This window comes from Amycolatopsis sp. NPDC004378, assembly GCF_053602455.1.
Genome location: NZ_JBSGDR010000007.1, coordinates 98430 through 122661 on the forward strand (window position 1 = coordinate 98430; position 24232 = coordinate 122661).

25 protein-coding genes are annotated in these 24232 nt (G+C 72.0%); 14 read left to right on the top strand and 11 right to left on the bottom strand.

All coding sequences use genetic code 11. From position 1 onward, the window contains the following. The first annotated feature begins 120 nt into the window (after positions 1–120). Positions 121–1572: a LytTR family transcriptional regulator DNA-binding domain-containing protein gene (locus ACWEN0_RS22250; RefSeq protein ID WP_451976476.1), complete on the top strand. Its 1452-nt coding sequence runs from the start codon at positions 121–123 to the stop codon at positions 1570–1572. Position 1573: 1 nt separating this feature from the next. On the opposite strand, the gene rpe is transcribed toward ACWEN0_RS22250, so the two are convergent. Further along, positions 1574–2236, bottom strand: coding sequence for a ribulose-phosphate 3-epimerase (rpe, locus tag ACWEN0_RS22255; RefSeq protein WP_451977130.1), 663 nt, complete (start codon positions 2234–2236; stop codon positions 1574–1576). Between the two features lie 169 nt (positions 2237–2405). Here rpe and hxlA point away from each other — a divergent pair, with 169 nt between their 5' ends. The 6 genes from hxlA to phoU all read left to right on the top strand — a co-directional run bounded on the left by hxlA (position 2406) and on the right by phoU (position 8903). Then, positions 2406–3035, top strand: coding sequence for a 3-hexulose-6-phosphate synthase (gene hxlA / locus ACWEN0_RS22260; RefSeq protein WP_451976479.1), 630 nt, complete (start codon positions 2406–2408; stop codon positions 3033–3035). 27 nt (positions 3036–3062) lie between these two features. Then, positions 3063–5162: a transketolase gene (gene tkt, locus ACWEN0_RS22265; protein ID WP_451976482.1), complete on the top strand. Its 2100-nt coding sequence runs from the start codon at positions 3063–3065 to the stop codon at positions 5160–5162. Further along, positions 5159–5746: a 6-phospho-3-hexuloisomerase gene (hxlB, locus tag ACWEN0_RS22270; protein WP_451976485.1), complete on the top strand. Its 588-nt coding sequence runs from the start codon at positions 5159–5161 to the stop codon at positions 5744–5746. The genes tkt and hxlB overlap by 4 nt, the downstream gene beginning before the upstream one ends. A 50-nt stretch (positions 5747–5796) precedes the next feature. Next, positions 5797–6738 carry a fructose-bisphosphatase class II family protein gene (locus tag ACWEN0_RS22275; RefSeq protein ID WP_451976488.1) on the top strand — a complete coding sequence of 314 codons (942 nt, stop codon included), beginning with the start codon at positions 5797–5799 and terminating at the stop codon, positions 6736–6738. A 9-nt stretch (positions 6739–6747) separates the two neighbouring features. Then, positions 6748–8130 (top strand): ATP-dependent 6-phosphofructokinase, encoded by a 1383-nt coding sequence (locus tag ACWEN0_RS22280; RefSeq protein ID WP_451976491.1) that lies wholly within the window; start codon positions 6748–6750, stop codon positions 8128–8130. 119 nt (positions 8131–8249) lie between these two features. Next, positions 8250–8903: a phosphate signaling complex protein PhoU gene (gene phoU / locus ACWEN0_RS22285; RefSeq protein ID WP_451976494.1), complete on the top strand. Its 654-nt coding sequence runs from the start codon at positions 8250–8252 to the stop codon at positions 8901–8903. 42 nt (positions 8904–8945) lie between these two features. Here phoU and ACWEN0_RS22290 read toward each other — a convergent pair whose 3' ends face one another. From ACWEN0_RS22290 to ACWEN0_RS22305, 4 genes are all read right to left on the bottom strand, one after another. Next, positions 8946–10088, bottom strand: coding sequence for an FAD-dependent oxidoreductase (locus tag ACWEN0_RS22290; protein ID WP_451976496.1), 1143 nt, complete (start codon positions 10086–10088; stop codon positions 8946–8948). Positions 10089–10327: 239 nt separating this feature from the next. Beyond that, positions 10328–10762 carry an SRPBCC family protein gene (locus tag ACWEN0_RS22295; protein WP_451976499.1) on the bottom strand — a complete coding sequence of 145 codons (435 nt, stop codon included), beginning with the start codon at positions 10760–10762 and terminating at the stop codon, positions 10328–10330. Positions 10763–10780: 18 nt separating this feature from the next. Beyond that, a complete protein-coding gene (locus tag ACWEN0_RS22300; protein ID WP_451976502.1) occupies positions 10781–11218 on the bottom strand; it encodes a PPOX class F420-dependent oxidoreductase in 438 nt (145 codons plus the stop codon). Between the two features lie 81 nt (positions 11219–11299). Then, on the bottom strand, positions 11300–12394 hold the full coding sequence (locus ACWEN0_RS22305; RefSeq protein WP_451976505.1) for a CaiB/BaiF CoA transferase family protein: 1095 nt from the start codon (positions 12392–12394) through the stop codon (positions 11300–11302). A 189-nt stretch (positions 12395–12583) separates the two neighbouring features. Between ACWEN0_RS22305 and ACWEN0_RS22310 the strand changes: the two genes are divergently transcribed. Further along, the gene (locus ACWEN0_RS22310) at positions 12584–13810 is read left to right on the top strand and encodes an acyl-CoA dehydrogenase family protein (protein ID WP_451976508.1); all 1227 of its coding nucleotides are present in this window, start codon (positions 12584–12586) and stop codon (positions 13808–13810) included. A gap of 6 nt (positions 13811–13816) precedes the next feature. Here ACWEN0_RS22310 and ACWEN0_RS22315 read toward each other — a convergent pair whose 3' ends face one another. Beyond that, positions 13817–14455: an MFS transporter gene (locus ACWEN0_RS22315; protein WP_451976511.1), complete on the bottom strand. Its 639-nt coding sequence runs from the start codon at positions 14453–14455 to the stop codon at positions 13817–13819. A gap of 250 nt (positions 14456–14705) precedes the next feature. Between ACWEN0_RS22315 and ACWEN0_RS22320 the strand changes: the two genes are divergently transcribed. Further along, entirely contained in the window at positions 14706–15554 is an 849-nt protein-coding gene (locus ACWEN0_RS22320) for an SCO6745 family protein (protein WP_451976514.1), read from the top strand. Here ACWEN0_RS22320 and ACWEN0_RS22325 read toward each other — a convergent pair. Further along, on the bottom strand, positions 15551–15910 hold the full coding sequence (locus ACWEN0_RS22325) for a hypothetical protein (protein WP_451976518.1): 360 nt from the start codon (positions 15908–15910) through the stop codon (positions 15551–15553). The two genes, ACWEN0_RS22320 and ACWEN0_RS22325, sit on opposite strands and share 4 nt — an antisense overlap. Continuing rightward, entirely contained in the window at positions 15907–17082 is a 1176-nt protein-coding gene (locus tag ACWEN0_RS22330; protein WP_451976520.1) for an FAD-dependent monooxygenase, read from the bottom strand. The genes ACWEN0_RS22325 and ACWEN0_RS22330 overlap by 4 nt, the downstream gene beginning before the upstream one ends. Before the next feature lie 111 nt (positions 17083–17193). On the opposite strand from ACWEN0_RS22330, the gene ACWEN0_RS22335 reads away from it, so the two are divergent. Further along, positions 17194–17676, top strand: coding sequence for a MarR family winged helix-turn-helix transcriptional regulator (locus ACWEN0_RS22335; RefSeq protein ID WP_451976523.1), 483 nt, complete (start codon positions 17194–17196; stop codon positions 17674–17676). 114 nt (positions 17677–17790) lie between these two features. After that, positions 17791–19809 carry an acyltransferase family protein gene (locus tag ACWEN0_RS22340; RefSeq protein WP_451976526.1) on the top strand — a complete coding sequence of 673 codons (2019 nt, stop codon included), beginning with the start codon at positions 17791–17793 and terminating at the stop codon, positions 19807–19809. Between the two features lie 27 nt (positions 19810–19836). Here ACWEN0_RS22340 and ACWEN0_RS22345 read toward each other — a convergent pair whose 3' ends face one another. Together ACWEN0_RS22345 and ACWEN0_RS22350 are read right to left on the bottom strand one after the other, a co-directional pair. Next, positions 19837–20595 carry an FAD-binding domain-containing protein gene (locus ACWEN0_RS22345; RefSeq protein WP_451976529.1) on the bottom strand — a complete coding sequence of 253 codons (759 nt, stop codon included), beginning with the start codon at positions 20593–20595 and terminating at the stop codon, positions 19837–19839. Then, positions 20546–21109, bottom strand: a complete 564-nt coding sequence (locus ACWEN0_RS22350) for a deoxyribodipyrimidine photo-lyase (protein ID WP_451976532.1) — start codon at positions 21107–21109, stop codon at positions 20546–20548. Before ACWEN0_RS22350 ends, ACWEN0_RS22345 begins: the two co-directional genes overlap by 50 nt. A gap of 81 nt (positions 21110–21190) precedes the next feature. Between ACWEN0_RS22350 and ACWEN0_RS22355 the strand changes: the two genes are divergently transcribed. Further along, on the top strand, positions 21191–22204 hold the full coding sequence (locus ACWEN0_RS22355) for a Ppx/GppA phosphatase family protein (protein ID WP_451976535.1): 1014 nt from the start codon (positions 21191–21193) through the stop codon (positions 22202–22204). Between the two features lies 1 nt (position 22205). On the opposite strand, the gene ACWEN0_RS22360 is transcribed toward ACWEN0_RS22355, so the two are convergent. After that, positions 22206–22385, bottom strand: coding sequence for a hypothetical protein (locus ACWEN0_RS22360; protein WP_451976538.1), 180 nt, complete (start codon positions 22383–22385; stop codon positions 22206–22208). 162 nt (positions 22386–22547) lie between these two features. Between ACWEN0_RS22360 and ACWEN0_RS22365 the strand changes: the two genes are divergently transcribed. After that, positions 22548–23162: a DUF47 domain-containing protein gene (locus ACWEN0_RS22365; protein ID WP_451976540.1), complete on the top strand. Its 615-nt coding sequence runs from the start codon at positions 22548–22550 to the stop codon at positions 23160–23162. After that, positions 23162–24157, top strand: a complete 996-nt coding sequence (locus ACWEN0_RS22370; protein ID WP_451976543.1) for an anion permease — start codon at positions 23162–23164, stop codon at positions 24155–24157. The genes ACWEN0_RS22365 and ACWEN0_RS22370 overlap by 1 nt, the downstream gene beginning before the upstream one ends. The last annotated feature ends 75 nt before the right edge of the window (positions 24158–24232 follow it).

A 24232-nucleotide genomic window follows, 5' to 3' on the forward strand; every position in this document is an offset into this window, starting at 1 on the left:
GCGGCCGAACGACGTGAACATGTCTTGAAAAGCGTTGCCGCAGCGAGTTACTTTGTGACGACTTTCAGTGCCCGGCGGTGACGGAAAGCCCCCGGCGCACCCGGCGACAAGGAGGTCGCGATGACCGGGAGAGTGCCGCCGCTGGTGATCGCACCGAGCCGGCCCGGTGGACGTGACCGCGCGCCCGGCGGCTCCCTGGTGGCCACCTCGTCGGCGAAGGAAGTGGCTCGCGCGTGGGAGAACTTCGCCGCGGGTGAAGACGTCGAAACCGGCGTCCGGCCCGAGATCCTGGCGTCGTGGTACCGGTGCCGGGATCGCTACGACGTCGACCGGACACTCGACGTCGCGCCGGGCGCCCGGGGCGACGAGGCCCAGCGGATCGACAACGGCGTCATCTTCACCGCGCTCGGCGGCCTGGGCGCACTGGCCGGCCGGGAAGTCGAACGCGACGGCGCCGTCGTCACCGTGACGGACGGCGACGGGCGCGTCCTGGGCGCGTGGGGCGATCCGGCCGCGCAGCGGCGCGCCGAGCTGCACAACCTCGCGCCCTGGTCGTCGTGGTCGGAGGAGTGCACCGGCACGAACGGGATGGGCACGTCGCTCGAGGTGTCCGGCCCGGTGACCGTGACCGGCCCGGAACACTGGTGCGAAGCGTTCCACCAGTGGGCGTGCGCGGGTATCTCCATCCGCGACGTCGTGACCGGCTCGCCGGTCGCCTCGATCAACATCTCGCGCTGGAACGCGTCGTTGTCCAAGCTCGTACCGCCGTGGCTGACGAAAGCGGTCGCGTGCGTGGAGCAGGAGATCTACCGGCGGGCCATCTACGAAGCCGACAAGGTGATCGCCGAATTCACCCGGAAGTGCCTGCAGGCCAGCGGCTCGTTCATGGCGATGGACCGCGGCGGGAACGTGATCGCCGCGAACGAGGCGGCCGTCGCGATGCTCGGCCTGGCCGGCGAAACCCCGATCGTCGCGGGCGCGACGGAGCCCGCCGAGCGCTGGACCCCGGACATCGCCGGTCTGCCGGAAGTGCTGCGGTGGGCCAAGGAACGGGCGCAGGGCAGCGCGGAGTGGAGCGGCTACGCGCGCCTGCCGGTGTGCCCGGGCGAAGAGCCCACGTCGCTGACCATGCGGTCGGTCGTCGACTCGAACCACGTGGTGGGCATGCTGTGCGCGTTCGGCGTGCAGGAAGGCGAGCCCTACGAAGGGAATTCCGACGACGCGGTCGGCCCGCTGCCGCGGTGCGTCATCGGGATGCGCAACGACCGGCTCGTCCTGCTGGCCCCGTCGGAGATCCGCTACGCCGAGGCCGACCGGAACATCGTCTGGCTCGTCACCGAACGCGGCCGGATCCAGGCGGCGACCCGCGGCCTGGACAACGTCGAACGATCGCTGACGTCCTACGGGTTCCGCCGGGTGCACCGGCGGTTCCTGGTCAACCTGCGCCGGGTGGCGGAGATCGAGCGGGGCATCAAGGGGGAGCTGTTCCTGATCATGGACTCCCGGGCCCACGAGTTCGTGCCCGTTTCCCGGCGCCACGCCCCGGATCTGCGGCGCATGCTCGGGGTGTGAGTCAGCGGCACAGGGCTTCCACCTGCCGGCGCAGGCCTTCCACGGCCTGCGCCGGATCCGTGGCCGCGTAGACGGCCGAACCGGCGACGAAGCAGTCGACGCCGGCCTCGGCCGCCTGCTCGATCGTGCCGGCGTTGATGCCGCCGTCGATCTCCACCACCAGGTTCAGGTGGCCGGTATCGACGAGCCGGCGGGCCTCACGCACCTTCCCGAGGACGTCGGCGATGAACTTCTGCCCGCCGAACCCGGGTTCCACCGACATCACCAGCAGGGTGTCGTAGTGCTTGAGCACGTCGAGGTAGGGCGCCAGCGGCGTGCCCGGCTTGATGGCCAGCCCCGCCTTCGCACCCGCGGCCCGCAGGTTCTTCGCGAGCATGACCGGGTCTTCGGCGGCCTCGACGTGCACGGTGACGTTGTAGGAACCCGCTTCCGCGTAGCCGATCGCCCAGTGGTCCGGCTTCTCGATCATCAGGTGGCAGTCCACCGGCAGGTCGGTGGTCGCCAGCAGTGAGCGCACGACCGGCAGGCCCAGGGTCAGGTTCGGCACGAAGTGCGCGTCCATGACGTCCACGTGCAGCCAGTCCGCGCCGCGGTTTCCCTGCACGGCGGCGACTTCCTCGGCGAGCCGGGCGAAGTCGGCGGAGAGGATGGACGGGGCGATCAACGGCTGGTTCGTCACGTTTCGAGCGTAGGAGCCTCGGCCGGTGCGCGGTTATCGGCGCTGTGTATCGGGGGATTGCCGTTTCGCATGTGCCGGTGTATTGCCGCGGCTCGCGAGGCCGGGCGATGGTTGGGGGGACTTCGCAATTCCCCGTACCGATGAGGAGAGTGCCGTGCAGTTGCAGGTGGCGTTGGACGTCCTGGACCTTCCTTCGGCGTTGACCCTGGCCCACCAGGTGTCCGAGCACGTGGACATCCTGGAGCTGGGCACGCCGTTGGTGAAGTCGGCGGGGATCGCGGCGGTGACCGCGATCAAGGCCGCGCACCCGGACAAGCTGGTCTTCGCCGACCTCAAGACCGCCGACGCCGGGGAACTCGAAGCCGCGCTGGCCTTCGAGGCCGGTGCCGACCTGGTGACGGTGATGGGGTCGGTCGACGACGACACCGTCCGCGGCGCGGTCGCGGCCGGCCGCAAGTACGGCAAGCAGGTCGTGGCGGACATGATCGGCGTCGTCGACGGCCGGGTGGCCCGGATCCGCGAGGTCGCCAAGCTCGGAGTGTCCTTTGTGGAGATCCACGCGGGACTGGACGAGCAGGCGCGTCCGGGTTACTCGATCGAGCAGCTGCTGGAGGACGGCCGTCTCGCGGGGGTGCCGTTTTCGATCGCCGGGGGCGTGAAGGCCGGCACGATCGGCTCGGTGCGGGACGCCGGTGCCGTCGTGGCGGTCGCGGGTGGTGCGATCTACAACGCCACCGACCCGGGTGCGGCCGCGGCCGAACTCAAGAAGCACGCGACCCGCTGACCGAAACCACCCGAGGAGCGCGTGTCCATGGCACCGAACCACTCCGCCGACGAGATCGTCCGCCTGACCACCCGGCGGCTTCCCGAAGACTGGTCCGATGTGGACCAGCGTGCGGTCGACACCGCCCGGGTGCTGGCCGCGGACGCGGTCGAGCACTGCGGGAACGGCCACCCCGGCACCGCGATGAGCCTCGCACCCGTCGCCTACGCGTTGTTCCAGCGGGTCATGCGGCACGACCCGGGTGACGCGCGGTGGCTCGGGCGCGACCGGTTCGTGCTCTCGGCCGGGCATTCGAGCCTCACGCTGTACATCCAGCTGTTCCTCGCGGGGTACGGCTTGGAGCTGGCGGACCTGAAGGCGTTGCGCACGTGGGATTCGCGGACGCCGGGCCACCCCGAGTACGGGCACACCACGGGCGTGGAGACCACGACCGGCCCGCTCGGGCAGGGCCTGGCGAACGCGGTCGGGATGGCGATGGCCGCCCGCCGCGAGCGCGGCCTCTTCGACCCGGACGCCGAACCGGGCAAGAGCGTGTTCGACCACCACGTCTACGTGATCGCCTCCGACGGCGACATCGAAGAGGGCGTCACGTCGGAGGCCTCGTCGTTGGCCGGCACCCAGCAGCTCGGCAACCTCACGGTGGTCTACGACAGCAACGAGATCTCCATCGAAGACGACACCCGCATCGCGCTGTCCGAAGACACCGCCAAGCGGTACGAAGCCTACGGGTGGCAGGTCCTCACGGTCCACGGCGGTGAGGACGTCGCGGGGTTCCTGGACGCGGTCGAGCAGGCCAAGGCCGAGACCGCCCGCCCGACGCTGATCGTGCTCCGCACGGTGATCGGCTTCCCGGCGCCGACGAAGATGAACTCCGGCAAGGCGCACGGCGCCGCGCTGGGTGCCGAGGAGCTCGCCGGGGTCAAGCGGGCCGTCGGGTTCGACCCGGAACGCAGCTTCCAGGTCGAGGACGAGGTCCTGCGGCACACCCGCGAGGCCGCCGAGCGCGGCCGGGCCGACCACGAAAAGTGGCAGCTCGAGTTCGACGCCTGGGCGCGGGCGAACCCGGAGCGCAAGGCACTGCTGGACCGGCTCGCCGAACGCGAGCTGCCGGCGGGCTTCGCCGGCAACCTGCCGAAGTGGGAGCCGGACGGCAAGGGCGTCGCGACGCGCAAGGCGTCGGCCGCGGTGCTCGCCGCGCTGGGCCCGGTGCTGCCCGAGCTCTGGGGCGGGTCGGCGGACCTGGCAGAGAGCAACAACACCACGATCGAGGGCGCGGACTCCTTCGGCCCGGCCGCGATCTCGACCGGCGCCTGGACGGCCCAGCCGTACGGCCGGACGCTGCACTTCGGCATCCGCGAGCACGCGATGGGCTCGATCCTCAACGGGATCGCGCTGCACGGCGGGACCCGCCCGTACGGCGGCACGTTCCTCATCTTCAGCGACTACATGCGCCCGGCGGTGCGCTTGGCCGCGCTGATGCGGCTGCCGGTCGTCTACGTCTGGACGCACGACTCGATCGGTCTCGGCGAGGACGGCCCGACCCACCAGCCGGTCGAGCAGCTGGCGTCGCTGCGGGCGATCCCGGGCCTGTCCGTGGTCCGCCCGGCGGACGCGAACGAGACCGCGCACGCCTGGAAGGCCGTGCTGGAGGACACCGGCGGCCCGGCCGGGCTGGCGCTGACCCGCCAGAACGTGCCGACGCTGGAAGGCACGTCCGCCGAAGGTGTTTCCCGCGGCGGTTACGTGCTCGCCGAGGCTTCGTCGGGCCGCCCGGAGGTGGTGCTGATCGGCACCGGCTCCGAGGTCCAGCTGGCGGTGGCGGCCCGGACGGTCCTCGAAGCCGAGGGCATCGCCACCCGCGTGGTGTCGATGCCGTGCGTCGAGTGGTTCGACCGGCAGGACCGGACGTACCGGGACCGGGTGCTGCCGCCGTCGGTGCGGGCCCGGGTGGTCGTCGAAGCGGGCGTGGCCCAGCCGTGGCACCGGTTCGCCGGCGACGCGGGCGAAATCGTGTCGCTGGAGCACTTCGGTGCTTCGGCGGACTTCAAGACCCTGTTCAGCGAGTTCGGGATCACCACCGAGGCCGTGGTCGAAGCGGCCCGGCGCAGCGAGAGGAAGTCGCGGTGACGAAGTCGATCGAGAAGGAGCTCGACGCCGGTCTGTTCTCGGACGCGACACGCGCGGTCGTGGGCGAGGTCGACCGGGTCCGGGCCGGGGTCCGGTCCGAGGCCTGGGTGCGGGCCGGGGAACTGCTGCTCGGCGCGCCGAAGGTGTTCACCGTCGGCACCGGGCGCAGCGGGCTCGCGCTGCAGATGGCCGCGATGCGGTTCATGCACCTCGGGCTGCCCACCCACGTCGTCGGCGAGGTGACCGCGCCGGCGATCGGCGCGGGGGACGTCCTCGTCGCAGCCTCGGGCTCGGGGACGACGGGCCGGGTGGTGCGGGCCGCGCAGACGGCCCGCGACCAGGGCGCGGACGTGATCGCCCTGACGACAGCGCCCGGATCACCGCTGGCGGAGATCGCGACCGAGGTGCTCGTCGTCCCGGCCGCGGACAAGCAGGACTTCGACGGGACCGCCTCCGTCCAGTACGCCGGCAGCCTGTTCGAACAGTCCGTCCTGCTGATCACCGACGCCCTGTTCCACACGCTGTGGAAGACCGGCGGCAGCCAGGCCCGCGAGCTGTGGCGCCTGCACGCGAACCTCGAGTGACCACCGCGGATTCCCCCGTCCCGACACCCCTTCTGCCCCGAGGAGCGCCGATGCCGGCCACCGATATCAGCACGTTGGAAGCGGTCGCGCTGGCCGCTACGCGCAGCGCCGCGGTGGCCAGCCACGCCTGGGTGGGCCGCGACGACCAGAAGGCCGCGGACGCGGCGGCGACCGCGGCCATGCGCGCGGCGCTGGCCGGAGCGCCGGGACGGGGGACCGTGGTCATCGGGGAGGGCGAAAAGGACGACGCCCCGATGCTGTTCAACGGCGAAGTGGTCGGCACCGGGTACGGGCCGGACTTCGACATCGCCGTCGACCCCCTGGAAGGGACGTCGTTCTGCGCGCGGGACCTGCCGGGTTCACTGGCCACGATCGCGTTCGGCGAATCCGGCACCCTGTGGTCGCCCGGCCCGGGGTTCTACATGGACAAGATCGTGGTGCCGCCGCGGGCGAGGGACGTCATCGACCTCGACGACCCGCCCGAGCGGACGCTGGAGCGGGTCGCCAAGGCGCTCGGCAAGCAGGTCGGCGACCTGCGCGTCATGATCATGGACAAGCCGCGCCACAAGGAGCTGATCGACCGCGTGCTGCGGGCGGGCGCCTCGGTGCAGACGCCGGCGGGTGGCGACGTCGGCGGGAGTCTCGCGGTGCTGCTGCCGACCCTCGACGTCGACCTGCTCCTCGGCGTCGGCGGCACGCCGGAAGGGGTGCTGACCGCGGCGGCGGTCCGGGCGCTGGGCGGCGGCATGCTGGGCCGCCTGGCCCCGCAGCGCGACGAGGAGGCCGACGCCCTCCGCGCGGCCGGCCTGTCCCTCGACCGCATCTACGACTGTGACGAGCTCGTGTCCGGCGAAGCGTTCTTCGTCGCCACCGGGGTCAACGGCGGGCCACTGCTCGGCCGGCCGCGCCGCGGCGGCGGCACGACGGTCGCCGAGTCGCTGCTGATCTCCCGGGGTCAGGTCCGGCACATCACGCACACGACGTTCGACTGAGGAGATCCGGTGACGCTGCACCTCGACGACCTCCGCGTTCGCCGCCTCGGCGAGTGCCGCTTCGATTCGCCGTTCTCCGCGGCGCTCTCCACCAAGGAGACTTCGCCGCACTACGTGGCGGAGGGCGACCGCGTCCTGCTCGAGGACACCGTGTCCATGCTGGCCGGGCACGGTCTCCCGGCGGGCCTGGTGCCGAGCTTCGAAGCCGCCGGACCGCGCCGGAAGATCTACTTCGACCCCGCGAACGTGACCGCCGGCGTCGTCACCTGCGGCGGCCTGTGCCCCGGTCTCAACAACGTCATCCGCGGGCTCGTCCAGGAACTTTCCGTGCACTACCGGGTGAAGCGGGTGCTGGGCTTCCGGAACGGCCTCCGGGGGCTGACCGCGGAGAACCGGTACGACACCGTCGAGCTGACACCCGAGGGCGTCCGCGACATCCACAACGCCGGTGGCACCATCCTGGGCAGCTCTCGCGGCGGCCAGGACGCCGGCGAGATGGTCGACACCCTCGTCGCGCGCGGCGTCGACATCCTGTTCGTCATCGGCGGCGACGGCGGGATGCGCGCCGCGACCTTCCTGGGCGAGGCGATCCGGGCGCGCGGGCTCGACATCGCGGTCATCGGGGTGCCGAAGACGATCGACAACGACCTGCCCTTCACCGACCAGTCGTTCGGGTTCCAGAGCGCGTTCGCGCGGGCCACCGACTTCATCTCGGCGGTCTCCGTCGAAGCCGCGGCGAGCCCGAACGGCGTCGGGATCGTGAAGCTGATGGGGCGGCACTCGGGGTTCATCGCCGCCTATGCGGCGTTGGCCGCGGCCGCCGCGGACATCGTCCTGATCCCCGAGATCCCGTTCGCCCTCGGGGGAGCGGACGGCCTGCTGGCCCACATCGAGCAGCACGTGCGGGCCAAGGGCCACGTGGTGATCGTCCTCGCCGAGGGCGCGGGCCAGGACCTCGTCGAGGAGCACGGCCTGCCGCAGCACAACGGCCGCGGCACCGACGCCTCGGGCAACGTCAAGCTCGGCAACATCGGGGAGCTGCTCAAGGAGCGCATCACGGTGCACCTGACCGCGGCCGGGCTGGTGCCCACGATGCGGTACATCGACCCGAGCTACGCGGTCCGCAGCATCGCCGCCAACGCCTACGACAGCGTCTACTGCCTGCGGCTGGCCCACGCCGCGGTCCACGCGGCGATGGCCGGCCACACGGAAGCGGCGGTCGCCCGCTGGCGGCGCCGCTTCGTGCACGTCCCGCTGTCCCTGATGACGAGCCGCCGCAACCAGGTCGACCCCGACGGCGACCTGTGGATGTCGGTGCTGGAAACCACCTGCCAGCCGGCCGAGTACGGGTCGGGGGTGGGCCGGGAGAAGGTGCGCGCGGGCTTCTGCTGAGTTCGGGCGGCCCGGCGCACTCGATTGAATGGTCATTGCGCGTCGCGACGGCGAATTGTTCGGAAAAGCGGCGAACATACGCGGCGATGGTGCCGGGGAATCGGTCCTATACTGTCCGGATGCGCGAGAAATTCCACGGTGAATTGGCTGAACTCGGCGAAGAGCTGACGCGGATGTGCCGGCTGGCGGCGGAATCCATGCGCCGGGCCAGCACCGCCCTGCTGACCGCCGACCTCGCGCTGGCCGAGCGGGTCCTCGGTGCCGACGACGACCTGGACCGGGCGCGGGTCGAATGCGAGTCGCACGCCCATTCGCTGCTGGCGCTGCAGGCGCCCGTCGCCGGGGATCTGCGCACCGTCCTGGCCGTGATCTACTGCGCGGAGAAGTTCGAGCGCATGGGGGACCTCGCCGCGCACATCGCCGACACCACGCGCTTCACCCATCCCGGCCGCGCCGTCCCGGCCGAGCTGCACCCCGTGTTCGCCGACATGAGTGCCACCGCCGCGCGGATGGCCGACCAGCTCGCGGACCGGATTTCCGGTGACGCGGCCGGCGCGTTCGACGAGCTGGACGAAACCGATCACGTCGTCGACGCGCTGCACGCCGACGTGCTGCGCCGGATCACCAAGGACGAATGGCCGCACGGCGTGCAGGCCGCCACCAGCCTGGCGCTCCTGGCGAGGTTTTACGAACGGTTCGCGGACCAAGCCGTTTCCGTCGCGAAACGGCTCGAGTTCGCCGAATCCGGCGACCTTCCGATTCGCTCGGGGTGAGCTGCTCGGCTGTCCTCGTGCCGTGGGCGGGCGATTCAGCCGCTACCGGGTTTCGGCGGCGAAGGAGGCGAACATGTCGAGCAGTCCCTGAGGGGAGTCCTCGCGGAAGAGGATCTCCAGGCTCCGCGCGGATTCGCCGGCGGATTCCGCGGAGCGGGGGAACAGTTCGGTTTCGTAGGCGAGCAGCGCCGCCTCGGTGTCGCCGGGGTGATCGGCGATGGCCAGCGCCAGCGCCATTCCGTCGTACATCGCCAGGTTCGCGCCTTCGCCGGCGAACGGGGACATGAGGTGGGCGGCGTCGCCGAGCAGGGTCACGCCGGGGACGCGGTCCCAGGAGACACCGACGGGCAGGGCGTTGATGCGCCGCGGGGTCAGGCCGGTATCGGCGTGGGCGATCATCCCGCGCAGCGCGTCGTCCCAGCCTTCGAGGCGGGCCAGCATCTCCCGCTTGGCGGCTTCGGCGTCGTCCCAGTCGACCGTGTCGATCCAGTCCTCGGGCACGCGCAGGCCGAGGTAGACGTGCAGGCTGCCGTCGGTTTCGAGGTGGCCGAGGATGCCGGTTTCGCCGTGGAGGGCGAACAGCGCGCCGGCGCCCATGGCTTCGGCCTCGGCGGGGTGCCGGGTGGCGGCGTCGTGCAGGTCGGCCTCGACGAAGGAAATGCCGGTGTAGGCGGGCCAGGCGTCGGTCAGCACGCGGCGCACGCGTGACCACGCGCCGTCGGCGCCGATGAGCAGGTCGGTGGTGATCGTCTCGCCGTCGTCGAAGCGGACCGTCCAGCGGCCTTCTCCGGCGGCGACGTCGACGACCCGCCGCCCCCACCGGATGGTGCCTGCGGGAAGCGAGTCGATGAGGATGTCGCGCAGCTGGCCGCGGTCGACCTCGGGGCGCTGGAGCTCGCCGTCGTCGTGCTCGTCGAACAGCACGGTGCCCCGGGAGTCCAGGACGCGGGTGGCCTCGCCGCCCGGGTGGATGATGCCGGCGAACTCGTCCCACAGCTCGCCGGCGCGGATCGCGCGCTGGCCGTTGTACTCGTGGATGTCGAGCATGCCGCCCTGCACGCGGGCGTCACGGCCGGGTTCGAGCTCGAAGACGGTCGCGGGGATCCCGTGGACGTGCAGGACGCGCGCGGCGGTCAGCCCGCCGAGGCCCCCGCCGATGATGGCGATCGGGTGGTGGGTGGTCATGGTCCGGTCCTTTTCGGTGTGCGCGAAGGGGTTCACGTGCGCAGCTGCGGGTCGAGCCGTTCGTCATCGGCGACGCAGGCCGGGGCCGAGCGCGGTGAAGATCGGGCCTTGCCGCCCACTCGGCGTGGAGGTGGTCGATGACGAACATGTTCGTTCACCATAGCTGGCGACGAACATGTTCGCAACGAACATGTTCGTAGGAGTGACGCGCGTCCCCTCGCTACGAGTTCATCCCGCGGCTAGGACGTGGCGCCGAGGATCCGGGTGAGGCTCTTCTCCGTGTCGGCGCCGACCTTCTCGAACACGGCCTTGGCCAGCGGTGCGGCGAGCCGCGCCGCGCCGTGGAACTCGATCGTGGCGTGGTAGGTGAGCTTGGTGGCCTCGCCGTCCGCGGTCAGGCTGATGTCGTCGGTGGACGTCGCCGTGTCGTTGCGGCCGACGAACACCACCCGGCCGGGCTCGAGCCGGGTCAGCTCGTAGGTCAGCTCCGTCTCGATGCCGGCGATCTTCGACACGTTGCGCCAGCGCGACCCGACGGCGACCGGCCCGCCGTCGAGCCGTTCACAGGACTGCGTGCCGGGGTCCCACTCCTTGGCGTTGGCGAAGTCCTTGAGGTAGTCCAAGGTCTCCCGCGGCGCGGTGGCCACGGTGAAGGTACGGGTCACGTCGACCATGTCGGGCTCCTCGGTTCGTCAGTCGGCCACGCCGTTGTTCTGGTCGATGAAGGTCTGCCGTTCGGGCGTGACGCGCAGGATCACGCGCTCGGACTTGATCGCCTCGGGCGGGTAGTCGCCGCCGGTGTACTTGCGGGCCAGTTCGTCGACCTGGCGGCGCGCGCGTTCGCCGTTCTCGACGCCGGTCACCCTGCCGCGGACCTCCGCGTAGCGGTACGGGTCCTGTTCGTCGCGGATGAGCACCGTGATCCGCGGGTCGCGGGCGACGTTGCGGCTCTTCGCCCGGTGGGCCTCGGTGTTGAGCACCAGTTCGCCGTCTTCGACGTGCACCCAGACCATCTGGGTCTGCAGCCGTCCGCTCGGCAGCACCGTCGTGACGGCGGCGAAGTTCTTGCCCGTGGCGAGTTCTTCGGTCTCGGGCAGCAAAGCCGGGCCATCCGCGGTCCGTGCGGGCATGACGGCTCCTTCCGGTCGCGGTGCGCCATCAGCTCCACGGCTACCCGGCGAACGGAGCACCAAACGCGCGCACTGCTGCCCTCAGGCCTCCCAGCCGGCGATGACGGCGTCGGTGTCCGCGCCCGGCCGGGGCGGGGAGGCCGGACGGGCCGTGGCCGTGCGGGAGAAGCGCGGTGCCGGCGCGGCCTGCGGGACGCCGTCGACCTCGATGATCGTTTCCCGGTGGGCCAGGTGCGGGTGGGCGGGCACCTCTTCGGGGGCCAGCACCGGCGTCACGCAGGCGTCCGTGCCGGCGAAGACCTCGGCCCATTCGTCGCGGGGGCGGGTGCGGAAGACGCCGGCGATGCGGTCGCGCAGCCGCGGCCAGCCGGCGCGGTCGAGCTGGCCGGGGAGCGTGGCCGGGTCGAGGCCGAGGCCGTCGAGGAGGGCGCGGTAGAACTGCGGTTCGATCGCGCCGACCGCCACCCAGCGGCCGTCCGCGCAGGTGTAGGTGTCGTAGAACGGGGCGCCGCCGTCGAGGAGGTTCGCGCCGCGGTCGTCCGACCACGTGCCCTGCCCGCGCATGGTCCACAGCATCTGCAGCAGGACGCTGGTGCCGTCGACCATCGCCGCGTCGACGACCTGGCCTTCGCCCGAGCGTTCGCGCTCCCACAGGGCGGCGAGGATGCCGGTGAGGAGGAACATCGAGCCGCCGCCGAAGTCGCCGACCAGGTTCAGCGGCGGCACCGGGCGCTCGCCGGCGCGGCCGATGGCGTGCAGCGCTCCGGTGAGGCCGATGTAGTTGAGGTCGTGGCCGGCCCGCTGGGCCAGCGGCCCCTCCTGACCCCAGCCGGTCATCCGCGCGTAGACGAGCCGCGGGTTCAGCTCCCGGCACGCGTCCGGGCCGACGCCGAGCCGTTCGGCGACGCCCGGCCGGAAGCCTTCGAGCAGCACGTCGGCCTTGGCGATCAGGCGGCGCGTCAAGGCGCGTCCGTCGTCGGACTTGAGGTCCGCGGCCACCGAGCGCCGGCCCCGCAGCAGGTGGTCGGGCCGGCCGCCGGTCAGGTCGAGGGTGCCCCGGGGGCGTTCGATCCGGACGACGTCCGCGCCGAGGTCGGCGAGGACCATGGCCGCGTGCGGGGCCGGGCCGATGCCGGCCAGTTCGACCACGCGCAGCCCCGTCAACGGTCCTGTCATGTCGTGCTCTCCAGTCAGTGGAACTTCGGCGTTTCGTCGCGACCTGGGCCGCCTCGACCCGGAAGCCAAGCGTCGCACGACGCGAGCTCATGACGTGAGGCAGCCGCACCGCGGCGGGGCCGGACGAGCACCTCGACGAGCGCGTACGGTCGGTCCGGCCCATTGCCCGGTCCTGTTCAGGAGTGACGCGTGTTCGATTACGATCTTCCCGCCCCGTCGCCGCGCGCCCGCGAGCTGCAGGAGCGGATGCTGGCGTTCGTGCGGGACCGGGTCCTCCCGGCGGAGGCCGAGTACCTGGCGCACCGCCGCGCCGCGGGCCCGGACGACCACGTCGTCCCGCCGGTCGTCGAGCGGCTGAAGACGGAGGCGCGCGCCCAGGAGCTGTGGAACCTGTTCTTCCCGGCCGAATCCGGGCTGACGCAGCTGGAGTACGCGGCGATCGCGGAGCTGTCGGGCTGGAGCCTCGACCTGGCGCCCGAAGCCATCAACGGCCAGGCGCCCGACACCGGGAACATGGAGCTGCTGCACCTGCTCGGCAGTGAAGCGCAGAAGCGGGACTGGCTCGCGCCGTTGCTGGCGGGGGAGATCCGGTCCGCGTTCGCGATGACCGAGCCGGACGTCGCCAGCAGCGACGCCACGAACATCGCCACCCGCATCGTGCGCGACGGCGAGACCTACGTGATCACCGGCCGCAAGTGGTGGACCAGCGGGGCGATGGACCCGCGGTGCGCGTTCTTCATCGTGATGGGCAAGACCGACCCCGAAGCCGCGACGCACCGGCAGCAGACGATGGTGCTCGTCCCGCGCGACACCCCCGGCGTCACGGTCGTGCGGGACCTCCCGGTGTTCGGCCACCACGACCGGCACGGCCACGCCGAAGTCCGCTTCGACGACGTCCGCGTGCCGGTGGAGAACGTGATCGGCGAAGAGGGCGGCGGGTTCGCGGCCGCGCAGGCCCGCCTCGGGCCCGGCCGGATCCACCACTGCATGCGTGCCCTCGGCGCGGCCGAACGCGCGCTGGCGCTCATGGTTTCGCGGGCGCGGGACCGCGTCGCCTTCGGCGGTCCGCTGGCCGATCAGGGTGTGGTGCAGCAGCAGATCGCCGAGTCCCGGCTGGAGATCGAGCAGGCGCGGATGCTGTGCCGGCGGGCGAGTCACGTCATCGACGTCTCGGGCAACAAGGCCGCCCGCGACCTGGTCGCGATGGCGAAGGTGGCGGTGCCCCGCGCGGCGACCCGCGTGATCGACCGCGCGATCCAGGTCCACGGCGGCGCGGGCGTCACGGACGTGACCCCGCTGGCGGCGATGTACGCGTGGCACCGCGCGATGCGGCTGTTCGACGGCCCGGACGAGGTCCACCTGCGGTCGATCGCGAAGGCGGAGCTCCGGCGGGACCCGGTGCTGCCGCCGGCCTGACCCGGGTCAGGCCGGCGGGTAGGGCATGCCGTACGGGACCGGGCGCTTGGCCGAGGTGAGCCGGACGATGCCGAGGACGCCCGCGACGACGAGGGCGATGAGCACGAACAGCACCGCGATCATCTGGATCACCCGGAACCCCATCGCCTCGGAGACCAGCTGGCCGATGACCGGCGCGAGCACCAAGGCGAGCACCGCCAGCGCGCCGAGCACCCCGGCGATGAGGCCGCGCTTTTCGCGGACCTTCAGGATCAGGGCGACCGTCGCGCCGGCGGCCGCGCCCGTGCCGAGTCCGGCGAAGACGCGGCCGGCCGCCAGGAGGCCGCCGCCGTCGGCGAAGGCGGCCAGCAGGACGCCGACCAGCAGGAACCCGAGCGCGGGGAGGGTCACCGCGGTGGGGAAGCGGGCGCCGAGCAGGAGCCCTGCGGGCAGCGTGAGCGCCATCCCGGCGAGGTAGGCGACCAACCCGCCCAGGAGCAGGCTGTGGGTGGACAGGTGCAGCGCACGCTGGATCTCCGACATGCCGTCGAACCGGTAGATCACGGTCAGCAGGAACAACCCGATCAGCGCGGCGAACCCGGGGCCGATCACCTGCCACCACACGGGCGCGGCAGCCGGGCGGGCGACAGGGGGCGTCACGTGCATGGGCTCACCGTATAGCGCCGAAGGTGGCCTTGTACGGCGTTTTCGGGACTACGTGCAGCCAGGGGAGGGGGACGCCCGCGTAGTCCGGGCTGAGCCGCTCTTCCAGCCGGTCGAAGCGGTGTCGAGCCGTTCGGCGGCCGGCGCGTCCGGGTCCGGGCTGCTCATCGCTCCGTGGCGTCCCGAAGATCCTTGCCCGTCAAGGCATTGCCGGATCATCCACGCCGTACCGACCGGATGGTATGTTGACGCCGTGATCGCAGTGGCGCGCCGGACCTGGCGCTACCTCGAGCCGTACCACGGGATGATCTACTTCGCCCCGGAAGCCGCCGCCGCGTACCGGGAACTCGGGGTCACCGGCCGTGCCGGGTACTTCGCCTCCCGGTCGGCCGCCCTCGGTGCCGTTTCGGCGTCCGTGGTCGTGGCGACCTTCTACAACTTCAACCCCGCCCTCGTCGGGGAGTCGATCGCCGCGGCCTGGTCCGCGACCGAACCCGCCGCCGTCCTCGAGGCCCGCTACGCCGCGGCCGACCAGGCCCTGCGCGGCATCCTCGGCGACGCGGTCACCTCGCCCGAGATGCGCCGCGCCGCCGCGCTCCTCCGGGAGGCCGCGGAGACGGTCGTCGAAGACGTCACCGGCCGTCCCCTCTTCGCCGCCCACGCCGCCTTGCCGTGGCCGGCCGAGCCCCACCTGGTCCTGTGGCACGCGCAGACCCTGCTCCGGGAGTACCGCGGTGACGCGCACGTCGCCGCCCTGCTGACGGCCGGCTTGAGCGGGATCGAAGCCCTCGTCACCCACGCCGCCTCCGGGGCCGTCCCCGCCGAAACCCTGCGCACTTCGCGGTCCTGGTCGGAAGACGACTGGAACCGGGCCGTCAGCGGCCTGCGCGAGCGGGACTGGCTCACCGGCGACGCCGACCCGGCGTTCACGCCCGCCGGCGCCGCCCGCCGCGCGGAAATCGAGAAGGCGACCGACGAAAACAGCGTCACGCCCTACGCCCAGATCGGCGAGTCCGCCTGTGTCGAACTGCAGACGCTGGTCCGCCCGTACAGCCGGGCGCTCGCCGAAAAGCTCATGCCGTGGGCCGCCGCCAGGACCTAGCGCAACCACCGCAGGGCCGCGTCGGCGCAGTCCTCGGGGCTGGTGTTGAACGCGATCGCCGCGTTCGGCGCGTACCGCCGGACGTCGTTGACGACCCGTTCGAAGAGCCCGAGCAGCGGTTCGTGCGCGCGGATGCCGCCGCCGATCACGACGCAGGCGTAGTCGTTGCCCCGCAAGGCTTCGACGACATCCGCTTCGGGGTGCTCGTCGACGGTCAGCAGGCAGTAGTCCGCGTCGATGCCGTGGCCGTCGAACCGGGCCCGGCCGCGTGCCACCGCCGCTTGGACCGGCTCGGGGTCCCAGCCCTCGAGCTTGGCCGGGTCGAGACCGATCACCAGCACTCGTCCGAAAGTCACGCGGTCAACGGTAGCGTCAGCGCCGAGTGCTCGGGGCGTGGCTTGGCCGAGGGCGCCGCGGCGCGCTGCCGGAGCGCGGAGTTGCGCTGGGCGAGGGCTTCCGCCGTGGTGGGGAACAACGTGGCCCGGCCTTCGCCGACGGTGGCCTGGTTGCGTTCGACGAAGTCCCGCACGCCGGTTTCGTAGGCCGCGAAGGCCGCCGTGTGGTCCGGGACGGTGGCCAGGGCGTGGCCCAGCATGTAGGCGCCGACGAGAGCGAGGCTGGTGCCCTGTCCGGTCAGGAACGAAGGCGCGTACGCGGCGTCGCCGACCAAGGCGACCCGGCCGTTCGTCCACTGTGGCAGGTGGATCTGGCTGACGACGTCGAAGAAGAGGTCGTCGGCCACGGTCATCGCCTCGACCAGGCGCGGGATTTCCCAGCCCTCGCCCGCGAACGTGCGCGCGACGAGGTCGCGTTGTGCCTCGGGGTTCCGGAACGCCTCGATCGGCGCGTCCGGGCGGGCGAAGACCAGGAACCCGTGGATCTCCGGGCTGTCGCGCACCGCGTAGAGCGCCGCACCCTTGCCGGGCGTGCTCCACACGAGCCCTTCGCGGTGGAGCCCGAAGTCGTTCGGCAGGGTGAACCCGGCGAAGCAGTAGCCGAGGTAGTGGTGGAACTGCCGCTCGTCGCCGAAGACCAGGCCGCGGGTGTGCGAGTGCAGGCCGTCCGCGCCGAACACCAGGTCGTAGGTCTCCTGCCGGCCGCCGCGGAAGGTGACGTCGACGCCGCCTTCGTGCTGCGCCAGGGTTTCCACGCTCTCGCCGAACCGGAAGGCGACGTCGTCGCGCACCAGGTCGTAGAGCGTCCGTGTGAGGTCGCCGCGGCGGATCTCGACGTCCTGGCCTTCGACTCCGCCGGCGACCTCTTCGGGGCCCAGCGACGCCACTTCGCTGCCGTCGACGTCGAGGAAGGTCAGCCGGCGGGTCGAGATGTGCAGGTCCCGCAGGGCGGGCAGGATCCCCATCCGCCGCACGGCCTCGAGGGCGGTGCCGCGGATGTCGATCGGGTAGCCGCTCGCGCGCAGCTCCGGCGCCTTCTCCACGACGGTCACGGCGTACCCGGACCGCCGCAGCCAGTAGGCGAGCGCGGGTCCGGCGATGCTCGCGCCGGAGATCAGAACTCGGGTGGTCATCGGTGCCTCCGATAGCTAAGTTAGGTATCTGTTGTCCGGATGCGACAATGCCCGGGTTCGCTCCGGCGACAGGGTCAAATATATACCTAAGTTAGCTATCTAAGGGGTGTGATGGCGGTCACCGGCGACGCGGCGGACCTGCGGTCCGTGCTGCCGCGGATCATCCAGCTGGGCAACCTGCTGAACCGCAGTGGCCTGGGGGAGCGGGCGTTGAAGAGCATCGGCGCCGACCTCGACCGGCCCGGGTTGTCGATCATCCTCGCCCTGCACATGACCGGGAAGGCGATGCGGGTCGGCGAGATCGCGGACCGGATGCAGGTCGCCGGGCCGCACGTCACGCGCCACCTGCACGTGCTCGAACGCCGCCGGCTCGTGCACGGCCTGGCCGACCCCGACGACCGCCGGGCCCGCCTGGTCGAGCTGACTCCGGAGGGTGCCGAGCTGGCCGGCCGGTACGTCACGACGCTGCTCGGCTGGTTCGGCGACGCGCTGTCCGGGTGGTCGGCGAAGGACCGCGAAACCTTCTATTCCCTGCTCCTGCGCTTCACCGACGACCTCTCGGCGTTCCTGGCCTCGGCCGGCGAAGCGGAGTGACGCGCCGCCCGGCGGATACTTGCACTCCGTAACGATCTAGGCTGTGAACAAATCTGCGACCTTCATCCGGTTCGCACGATTTGTCCGGACAAGGTCGTCTCGTGAGGACTGCGCATGCCATCGACCGACGTGGCCCGGCCGCGGGAAGCGCGGCGGTACCGGCCGGAGCTGCAGGGGCTGCGCGCGGTCGCCGCGCTGCTGGTCGTCGTCTACCACGTGTGGCTGGGCCGGATCTCCGGCGGCGTCGACGTGTTCTTCCTGATCTCCGGCTTCCTGATCACCGGGCAGCTGGTCCGGGCCGCCGGGCGGGGGCGGATCGCCTTCGCGCCGATGTGGGGCCGGATGATCAAGCGGCTCTTCCCGGCCGCGCTGACCGTGCTGTTCGCGGTGCTGGTGGCGGGGATGGTCCTGCTGCCGCAGGACCGGTGGTTCCAGACCATCAAGGAAGTGTTCGCCTCGGCGCTGTACGTCGAGAACTGGCGCCTGGCGGCGGACTCGGTCGACTACTTCGCGCAGCACAACACCGCCAGCGTCGTCCAGCACTACTGGTCGCTGTCGATCCAGGGCCAGTTCTACGTCGCGTGGCCGTTGCTCGTCGCGCTAGTCGCCCTGGTCGCGGCCCGGCTGCGCCGCTCGCTGACCGCGTCCGTGGCGGTCGCGCTCGGAGTTCTGTTCGCCGGGTCGCTGGCGTATTCGGTGCACCTGACCGCGGTCAACCAGCCGCTGGCCTACTTCCACTCGCTGACGCGGGTGTGGGAGTTCGCGCTCGGCGGCCTGCTCGTGCTGGTCGTCGACCGGGTCGTGCTGCCGCGCGTGCTGCGGGTCCTGCTGGGCTGGGCCGGCCTCGCCGGCCTGGTGACCTGCGGGATCGTGCTGAACGTCGGCGAGGTGTTCCCGGGCTGGGCGGCGCTCTGGCCGACCCTGTCGGCGGTGCTGGTGATCCTGGCGGGCGCCACCGGCAGCCGCACGGGCGCCGACCGGCTGCTGTCCTCCCGGCCGCTGGAGTACCTGGGAAACCTCAGCTACGCGCTGTACCTGTGGCACTGGCCGGTCCTGTTGTTCTACCTGATCGCCCGGCACCGCGAAGCCGTCGGACCGCTCGGCGGCGCGGTCGTGATCGGCCTGTCGGTGCTGCTCGCCGCCGCGACGCACCACCTCGTCGAACAGCCGGTGCGGGCTTCGAAGGTGGGCGACCGGACGCGCTGGGGCGCCTACCGGTTCGGCGTGCTCGCGCTGCTGCCCGTCCTGCTGGTCGCGTTCAGCTGGCAGGTCGTGAGCACGAAGAAGGCCGCCTTCTCGATCGCGCTGGACGACGACGACCACCCGGGCGCGCTCGCCCGCGACCCGGACTCGCCGAAGAAGACGTTGCCCGGCAAGAACGTCGTGCCGCCACTGATCGCCGTGCCGAACGACTGGGGCGGCATCCCGGGCGCGACGTGCGTCCCGTCGCGCTTCGACAAGATCCTCGAGGTGTGCACGGCGCGCCCCGAAGGGACACCGGTGAAGCGGATCGTCGCGGTCGGCGACTCGCACATCCAGCAGTACCTGGCCGCGCTCAAGCCGATGGCCGAGAAGAACGGCTACGAGATCACGTTCATGCTCAAGGGCGCGTGCCCGTTTTCGACCCGGTCGGAGGCGATGCCGGACGATCCGGGCTGCCTCGCGTGGAACTCGGCGGCCCAGCGGGAGATCCTCGCGCTGCACCCGGACGCGGTGCTGACGCTCGCCAGCCGCGACGTGCGGCCGGGCCTGACCGAACGGACGCCGCAGGGTTTCGTCGACCAGTGGAAGGTGCTGGACCGGGCGGGCATCCCGGTCGTCGCGGTCCGCGACAACCCGCGGCTGGGCTTCTCCCCGACGACGTGCATCGACACCCGCGGCACCAAGGCACCCGAGTGCAGCGTGCCGCGCAGGACCCTGCTGGCCGAGCCGCCGCCGTACGCCGCGGTGGCCGGCATCCCGCCGTCGGTGTCCGTGCTCGACTTCAGCGACTACTTCTGCGGGCACAGCCTGTGCCGCCCGGTCGTCGGGAACGTCCTGGTGTACATGGACGACAACCACGTCACCGCGAGCTTCATGACCACGCTCTCGCCGGTGCTGGAGAAAGCGATGGTCGCGGCACTCGGCTGGTGACGCGTCAAGCCGGGGCCCGGCGGGCGGTCAGCCCTTGTCCCGCGCGGCCTTGAAGCGCCGCGCGCCGTCGCGCAGGTCGACGATGGGGCCGGGGTAGCCGACGTCGTCGAGCTTCCAGGGCTCGTGGACGGCGCCGCCCGGGACGCCGGCGAGCTCGGGGACGCAGCGCCGGACGTAGTCGCCGTCCGGGTCGTAGCGGTGGGCCTGGGCCAGCGGGTTGAGGACGCGGTTGGGCCGGGTGTCGGGGCCGGTCCCGGCGACCCACTGCCAGTTCAGCTGGTTGTTCGCGATGTCGCCGTCGACCAGGAGGTCGGCGAAGTGCCGGGCGCCCAGGCGCCAGTCCACGTAGAGCGTCTTGGTCAGGAAGCTCGCCGCGATGAGCCGGGCCCGGTTGTGCAGCCAGCCTTCGCGGGCGAGCTGGCGCATGGCGGCGTCGACGATCGGGTAGCCGGTCCGGCCGTCGCGCCAGGCCGCGAGGTCGCGGTCCGAGCGGCGCCACCGGTCGCCGTGGGGCCGGTAGTCCTCGCGGGCGCAGTCCGGGCGCGCGGCGGGCACCTGGTGGTGGAAGTCCCGCCACGCCAGCTGCCGCGAGTACGCCCGCGCGCCCTCCGAGCCGTCGCCGGCCCGGTCGAGGAGCTCGGTGACCGAAATCGTGCCGAAGTGCAGGTGCGGCGACAACCGCGAGGTGCCGTCGCCGGCGAGCGCGTCGTGCTGGGCGGCGTAGTCGTCGAGGCCGTCACGCAGCCACGACGTCACGAGCTTGCGGGCGGCTTTTTCGCCACCCACGGGCAGCTCCGGGGACGTCCGGCCGGGGCACAGCTGCTCGGCGCGGGACTGACGCCCATTTGCGGAAGTAGGGCGTGAAGACGGCGAAGTGGTCTTTGCCGCCGGTGGGGGTGAGGAACAGCGGAGCCACGGCGGCGGTGACCGTGTCGTGGACGTGCAGGTCGACGCCGAGCTCGCCGAGGTGCTCCGCCAGGGCGTCTTCGCGCTGCCGGGCGTACTTGCTGACGTCGGCGGCGAGGTGGACCTCGCCGACGTCGTGCCGGCGGACGATCGCGAGAAGCTCGTCGAGCGGGTTCCCCTTGCGCACCACCAAGGCGCCGCCGCGGTCGAGGTCTTCGAGGCAGCCGGCCAGGAACGCGGCCCGGTTGGGCCTGCCGAACGCGCGGCCGATGGCGTCGTCGACCACGAACAACGGGATGCACCGCTCGGCCGTGGCCGCGGCGTGCAGCACGGGGTTGTCGTGCACCCGGAGGTCGCGGGTGAACAGGGCGATCGAGGTCCGGCCGGTGCTCATCACGTCCGCGTACCCACCGGCGGGCCGGTCGACGCGGATCGCGCCGGGACTAAACGCTGCGAGCCGGGGTATTCCGTCCCGATGAGATTGGCTGTACTGGACATCGGGTCGAACTCGGCCCAGCTGCAGGTGGTCGACGTCTCCGCCGGGGCGCCGCCGCTGCCGGCGCACGCGGTGAAGGAACCGACCCTGCTGGCCGAAGAGCTGCTGCCCGACGGCGCGCTGAGCGAAACCGGGATCGAGCGGGTGGCCGCCGCGGTGGGCCGGTCGGTCGACGCGGCGGTGCGGCTCGGCGTCGACCACCTGTACCCCTTCGTCACCGCGGCCGTGCGCGACGCGGCGAACCGCGAAGAGGTCATCGACCGCATCCAGGCGGATTCCGGGCTGCGGCCGCAGTACCTGTCCGGTGAGGAAGAGGCGCGGTTGACGTACTTCGCCGCCCGTCGCTGGTACGGCTGGTCGGCGGGCCGGCTGCTGCTCGTGGACATCGGCGGCGGGTCGATGGAGCTGGTCCTGGGCCGCGACGAGGAACCCGAGCTGGCGATTTCGCTGCCGCTGGGCGCGGGCCGGCTCACCCGCGAGTTCCTGACGGCCGATCCGCCCACGGGCAAGCAGCTCAAGGCGGTGCGCCGGCACGTGCGCGACGCCCTGTCCGAGGTCTTGGACCGGTTGCGCTGGGAGGGCCCGGCGCGGCGGGTGGTCGCGACGTCGAAGACGTTCAAGCAGCTGGCCCGCCTGGCCGGCGCGGCCCCGCAGCGCAAGGGCCCGTTCGTCGCGCGCGAGCTGGCGACGGCCGACCTGCGCAAGTGGATCCCGCGGCTGGCCCGCGTCCCCGCGGCCGAACGTGCCGGGCTCCCCGGCATCTCGCGCCCGCGCGCGCCTCAGGTGGTGGCCGGAGCGCTGGGAGCCGAAGCGACGCTGTCCGCATTGGACGTGTCCACTGTGGAGGTCTGCCCGTGGGCGCTGCGGGAAGGGATCCTGTTGCGCCACCTGGAACGGGTCGCCGACTCGCCGGACCTGCCGCTGCAGCCGTTGACCCGCCACCCGGACGCCACGGTCCGCCCGTTGCACGCGATGGCGGACCAGCCGACCTGAGCTACGGCAGCGGGACGGCCTCCGCTTCGGAGCGGTGGCGGCGGCAGGCCGTGCACACCACCGTCTGGCCCAGCAGCGTGCCGTCCCCGGCCACCAGCCGGGCGACGTGCAACGCGGGCAGCCCGCACGCCTCGCACGGGATGGGCCTGCTGTCGCGGCTGATCATGACTCGGTTGGGCACGGTGGAGCCCCCTGACGGGATCGAAGGTCCCGCCCGCATACCCCGTGGCCCGCGCCACACTCGTCCGGCGCAAGAGACTCACCCGAAAGGAGTAGCGCGCTGGTTGACGCGCCGTGAGGCGGGGTACGAGGTGGGCGCGCGCCGACGAAGGGACGTCCATCCATGCGCTTCACCCCACGGGGTACCCGGTTCTTCGACCTGCTCACCGACGCGGCGGGAAACCTGGTGGCCGCGGCCGCGCTGCTGCGTGAGCTCACCACCGCCGAGCCCGGCGACCGGGAGGCCCTGGCCAAGCGCCTGCACGAGGTCGAGCACCGCGGCGACGAGCTCACGCACACGATCATGGTGGAGCTGAACAGCTCGTTCGTGACGCCGTTCGACCGCGAGGACATCCAGGCGCTGGCCGCGAAGATCGACGACGTGCTCGACTTCATGGACACCGCGGCGGACCTGGCCGTCCTGTACCGGATCGACGCCTTCCCGCCCGGCACCGACCTGATGGTCCGGGTGCTGTGCCGCGCCTCCGAGCTCACCGCGAACTCGATGCCCGGCCTGGCCAAGGTCGGGGAGCTCGAGCCGTACTGGATCGAGATCAACGAGCTGGAGAACGAGGCCGACCGGATCTACCGCCGGATCCTGGCGCACCTGTTCGAGCCGGGCGGCGACGCCCTCGAAGTGCTCAAGACCAAGGAGGTCGTGGAGCAGTTCGAGCTGGCCGCGGACGCCTTCGAGCACGTCGCCGACGTGGTGCAGACCATCGCGGTCAAGGAGTCGTAGTGACCGGCACGGCCGCCCTGGTCGTGGTGATCGTCCTGACGCTGTTCTTCGACTACACCAACGGCTTCCACGACGCGGCGAACGCGATCGCGAGCGCGGTGTCGACGCGCGCGCTGACCCTGCGCGCGGCGCTCGTGCTGGCGGCGGTGATGAACCTGGCCGGCGCGCTGCTGTCCACCGGCATCGCCGCGACGGTGGCGAAGGGCATCATCGACGTCCCGGCCGGGCCGGACGCGCTCACGGTCGTCTTCGCCGCGCTCGCCGGGGCGATCACCTGGAACCTCGTGACGTGGTACTTCGGGCTCCCGTCGTCGTCTTCGCACTCGCTGATCGGCGGGATGGTCGGCGCGGCCCTGGCGGCGGCGAGCACCGTGCACTGGGCCGGGATCGCCGAGAAGGTGCTGATCCCGATGGTCGCGTCGCCGCTGCTCGGGTTGGGTCTGGGCTACCTCGCGATGGTAGGCACGCTGTGGCTGCTGCGCCGCGCGAACCCGCACCGCAGCGGTCGGGTGTTCCGCCGGTTCCAGATCCTTTCGGCGTCGGCGCTCGCGCTCGGCCACGGCCTGCAGGACGCGCAGAAGGGCATGGGCGTCATCGTGCTGGCCCTGGTGGCGGCCGGGCAGCAGGCGACGTTCGCGGTGCCGTTGTGGGTCACGCTGCTGTGCGCGGCGGCGCTGTCCCTTGGCACCTACTCGGGCGGCCTGCGGATCATGCGGACGCTGGGCCGCCGGGTGTTCCCGCTCGACCCGCCGCACGGGTTCGTCGCGGAGTCGGTGGCGTCGTCGGTGCTGTACGTGACGGCGTTCGCGGTGAAGGCCCCGATCTCGACGACCCACGTGATCACGGCGGCGATCATGGGCGTCGGCGCGACCCGCCGCCTGTCGGCGGTCCGGTGGGGCATCGCCCGCGACATCGTGCTGGGCTGGGTCCTGACGTTCCCGGCGGCGGCCGCGGTTTCGGCCGCGGTCTACCTGGTGGCCGACGCGCTCACGTGAGCCGCCGGACCGATGCGTCGAGCCTGCTGTCACGAACCGCGACCCGCCTCCGGCTCCGTGTTTCAATACGGGTTC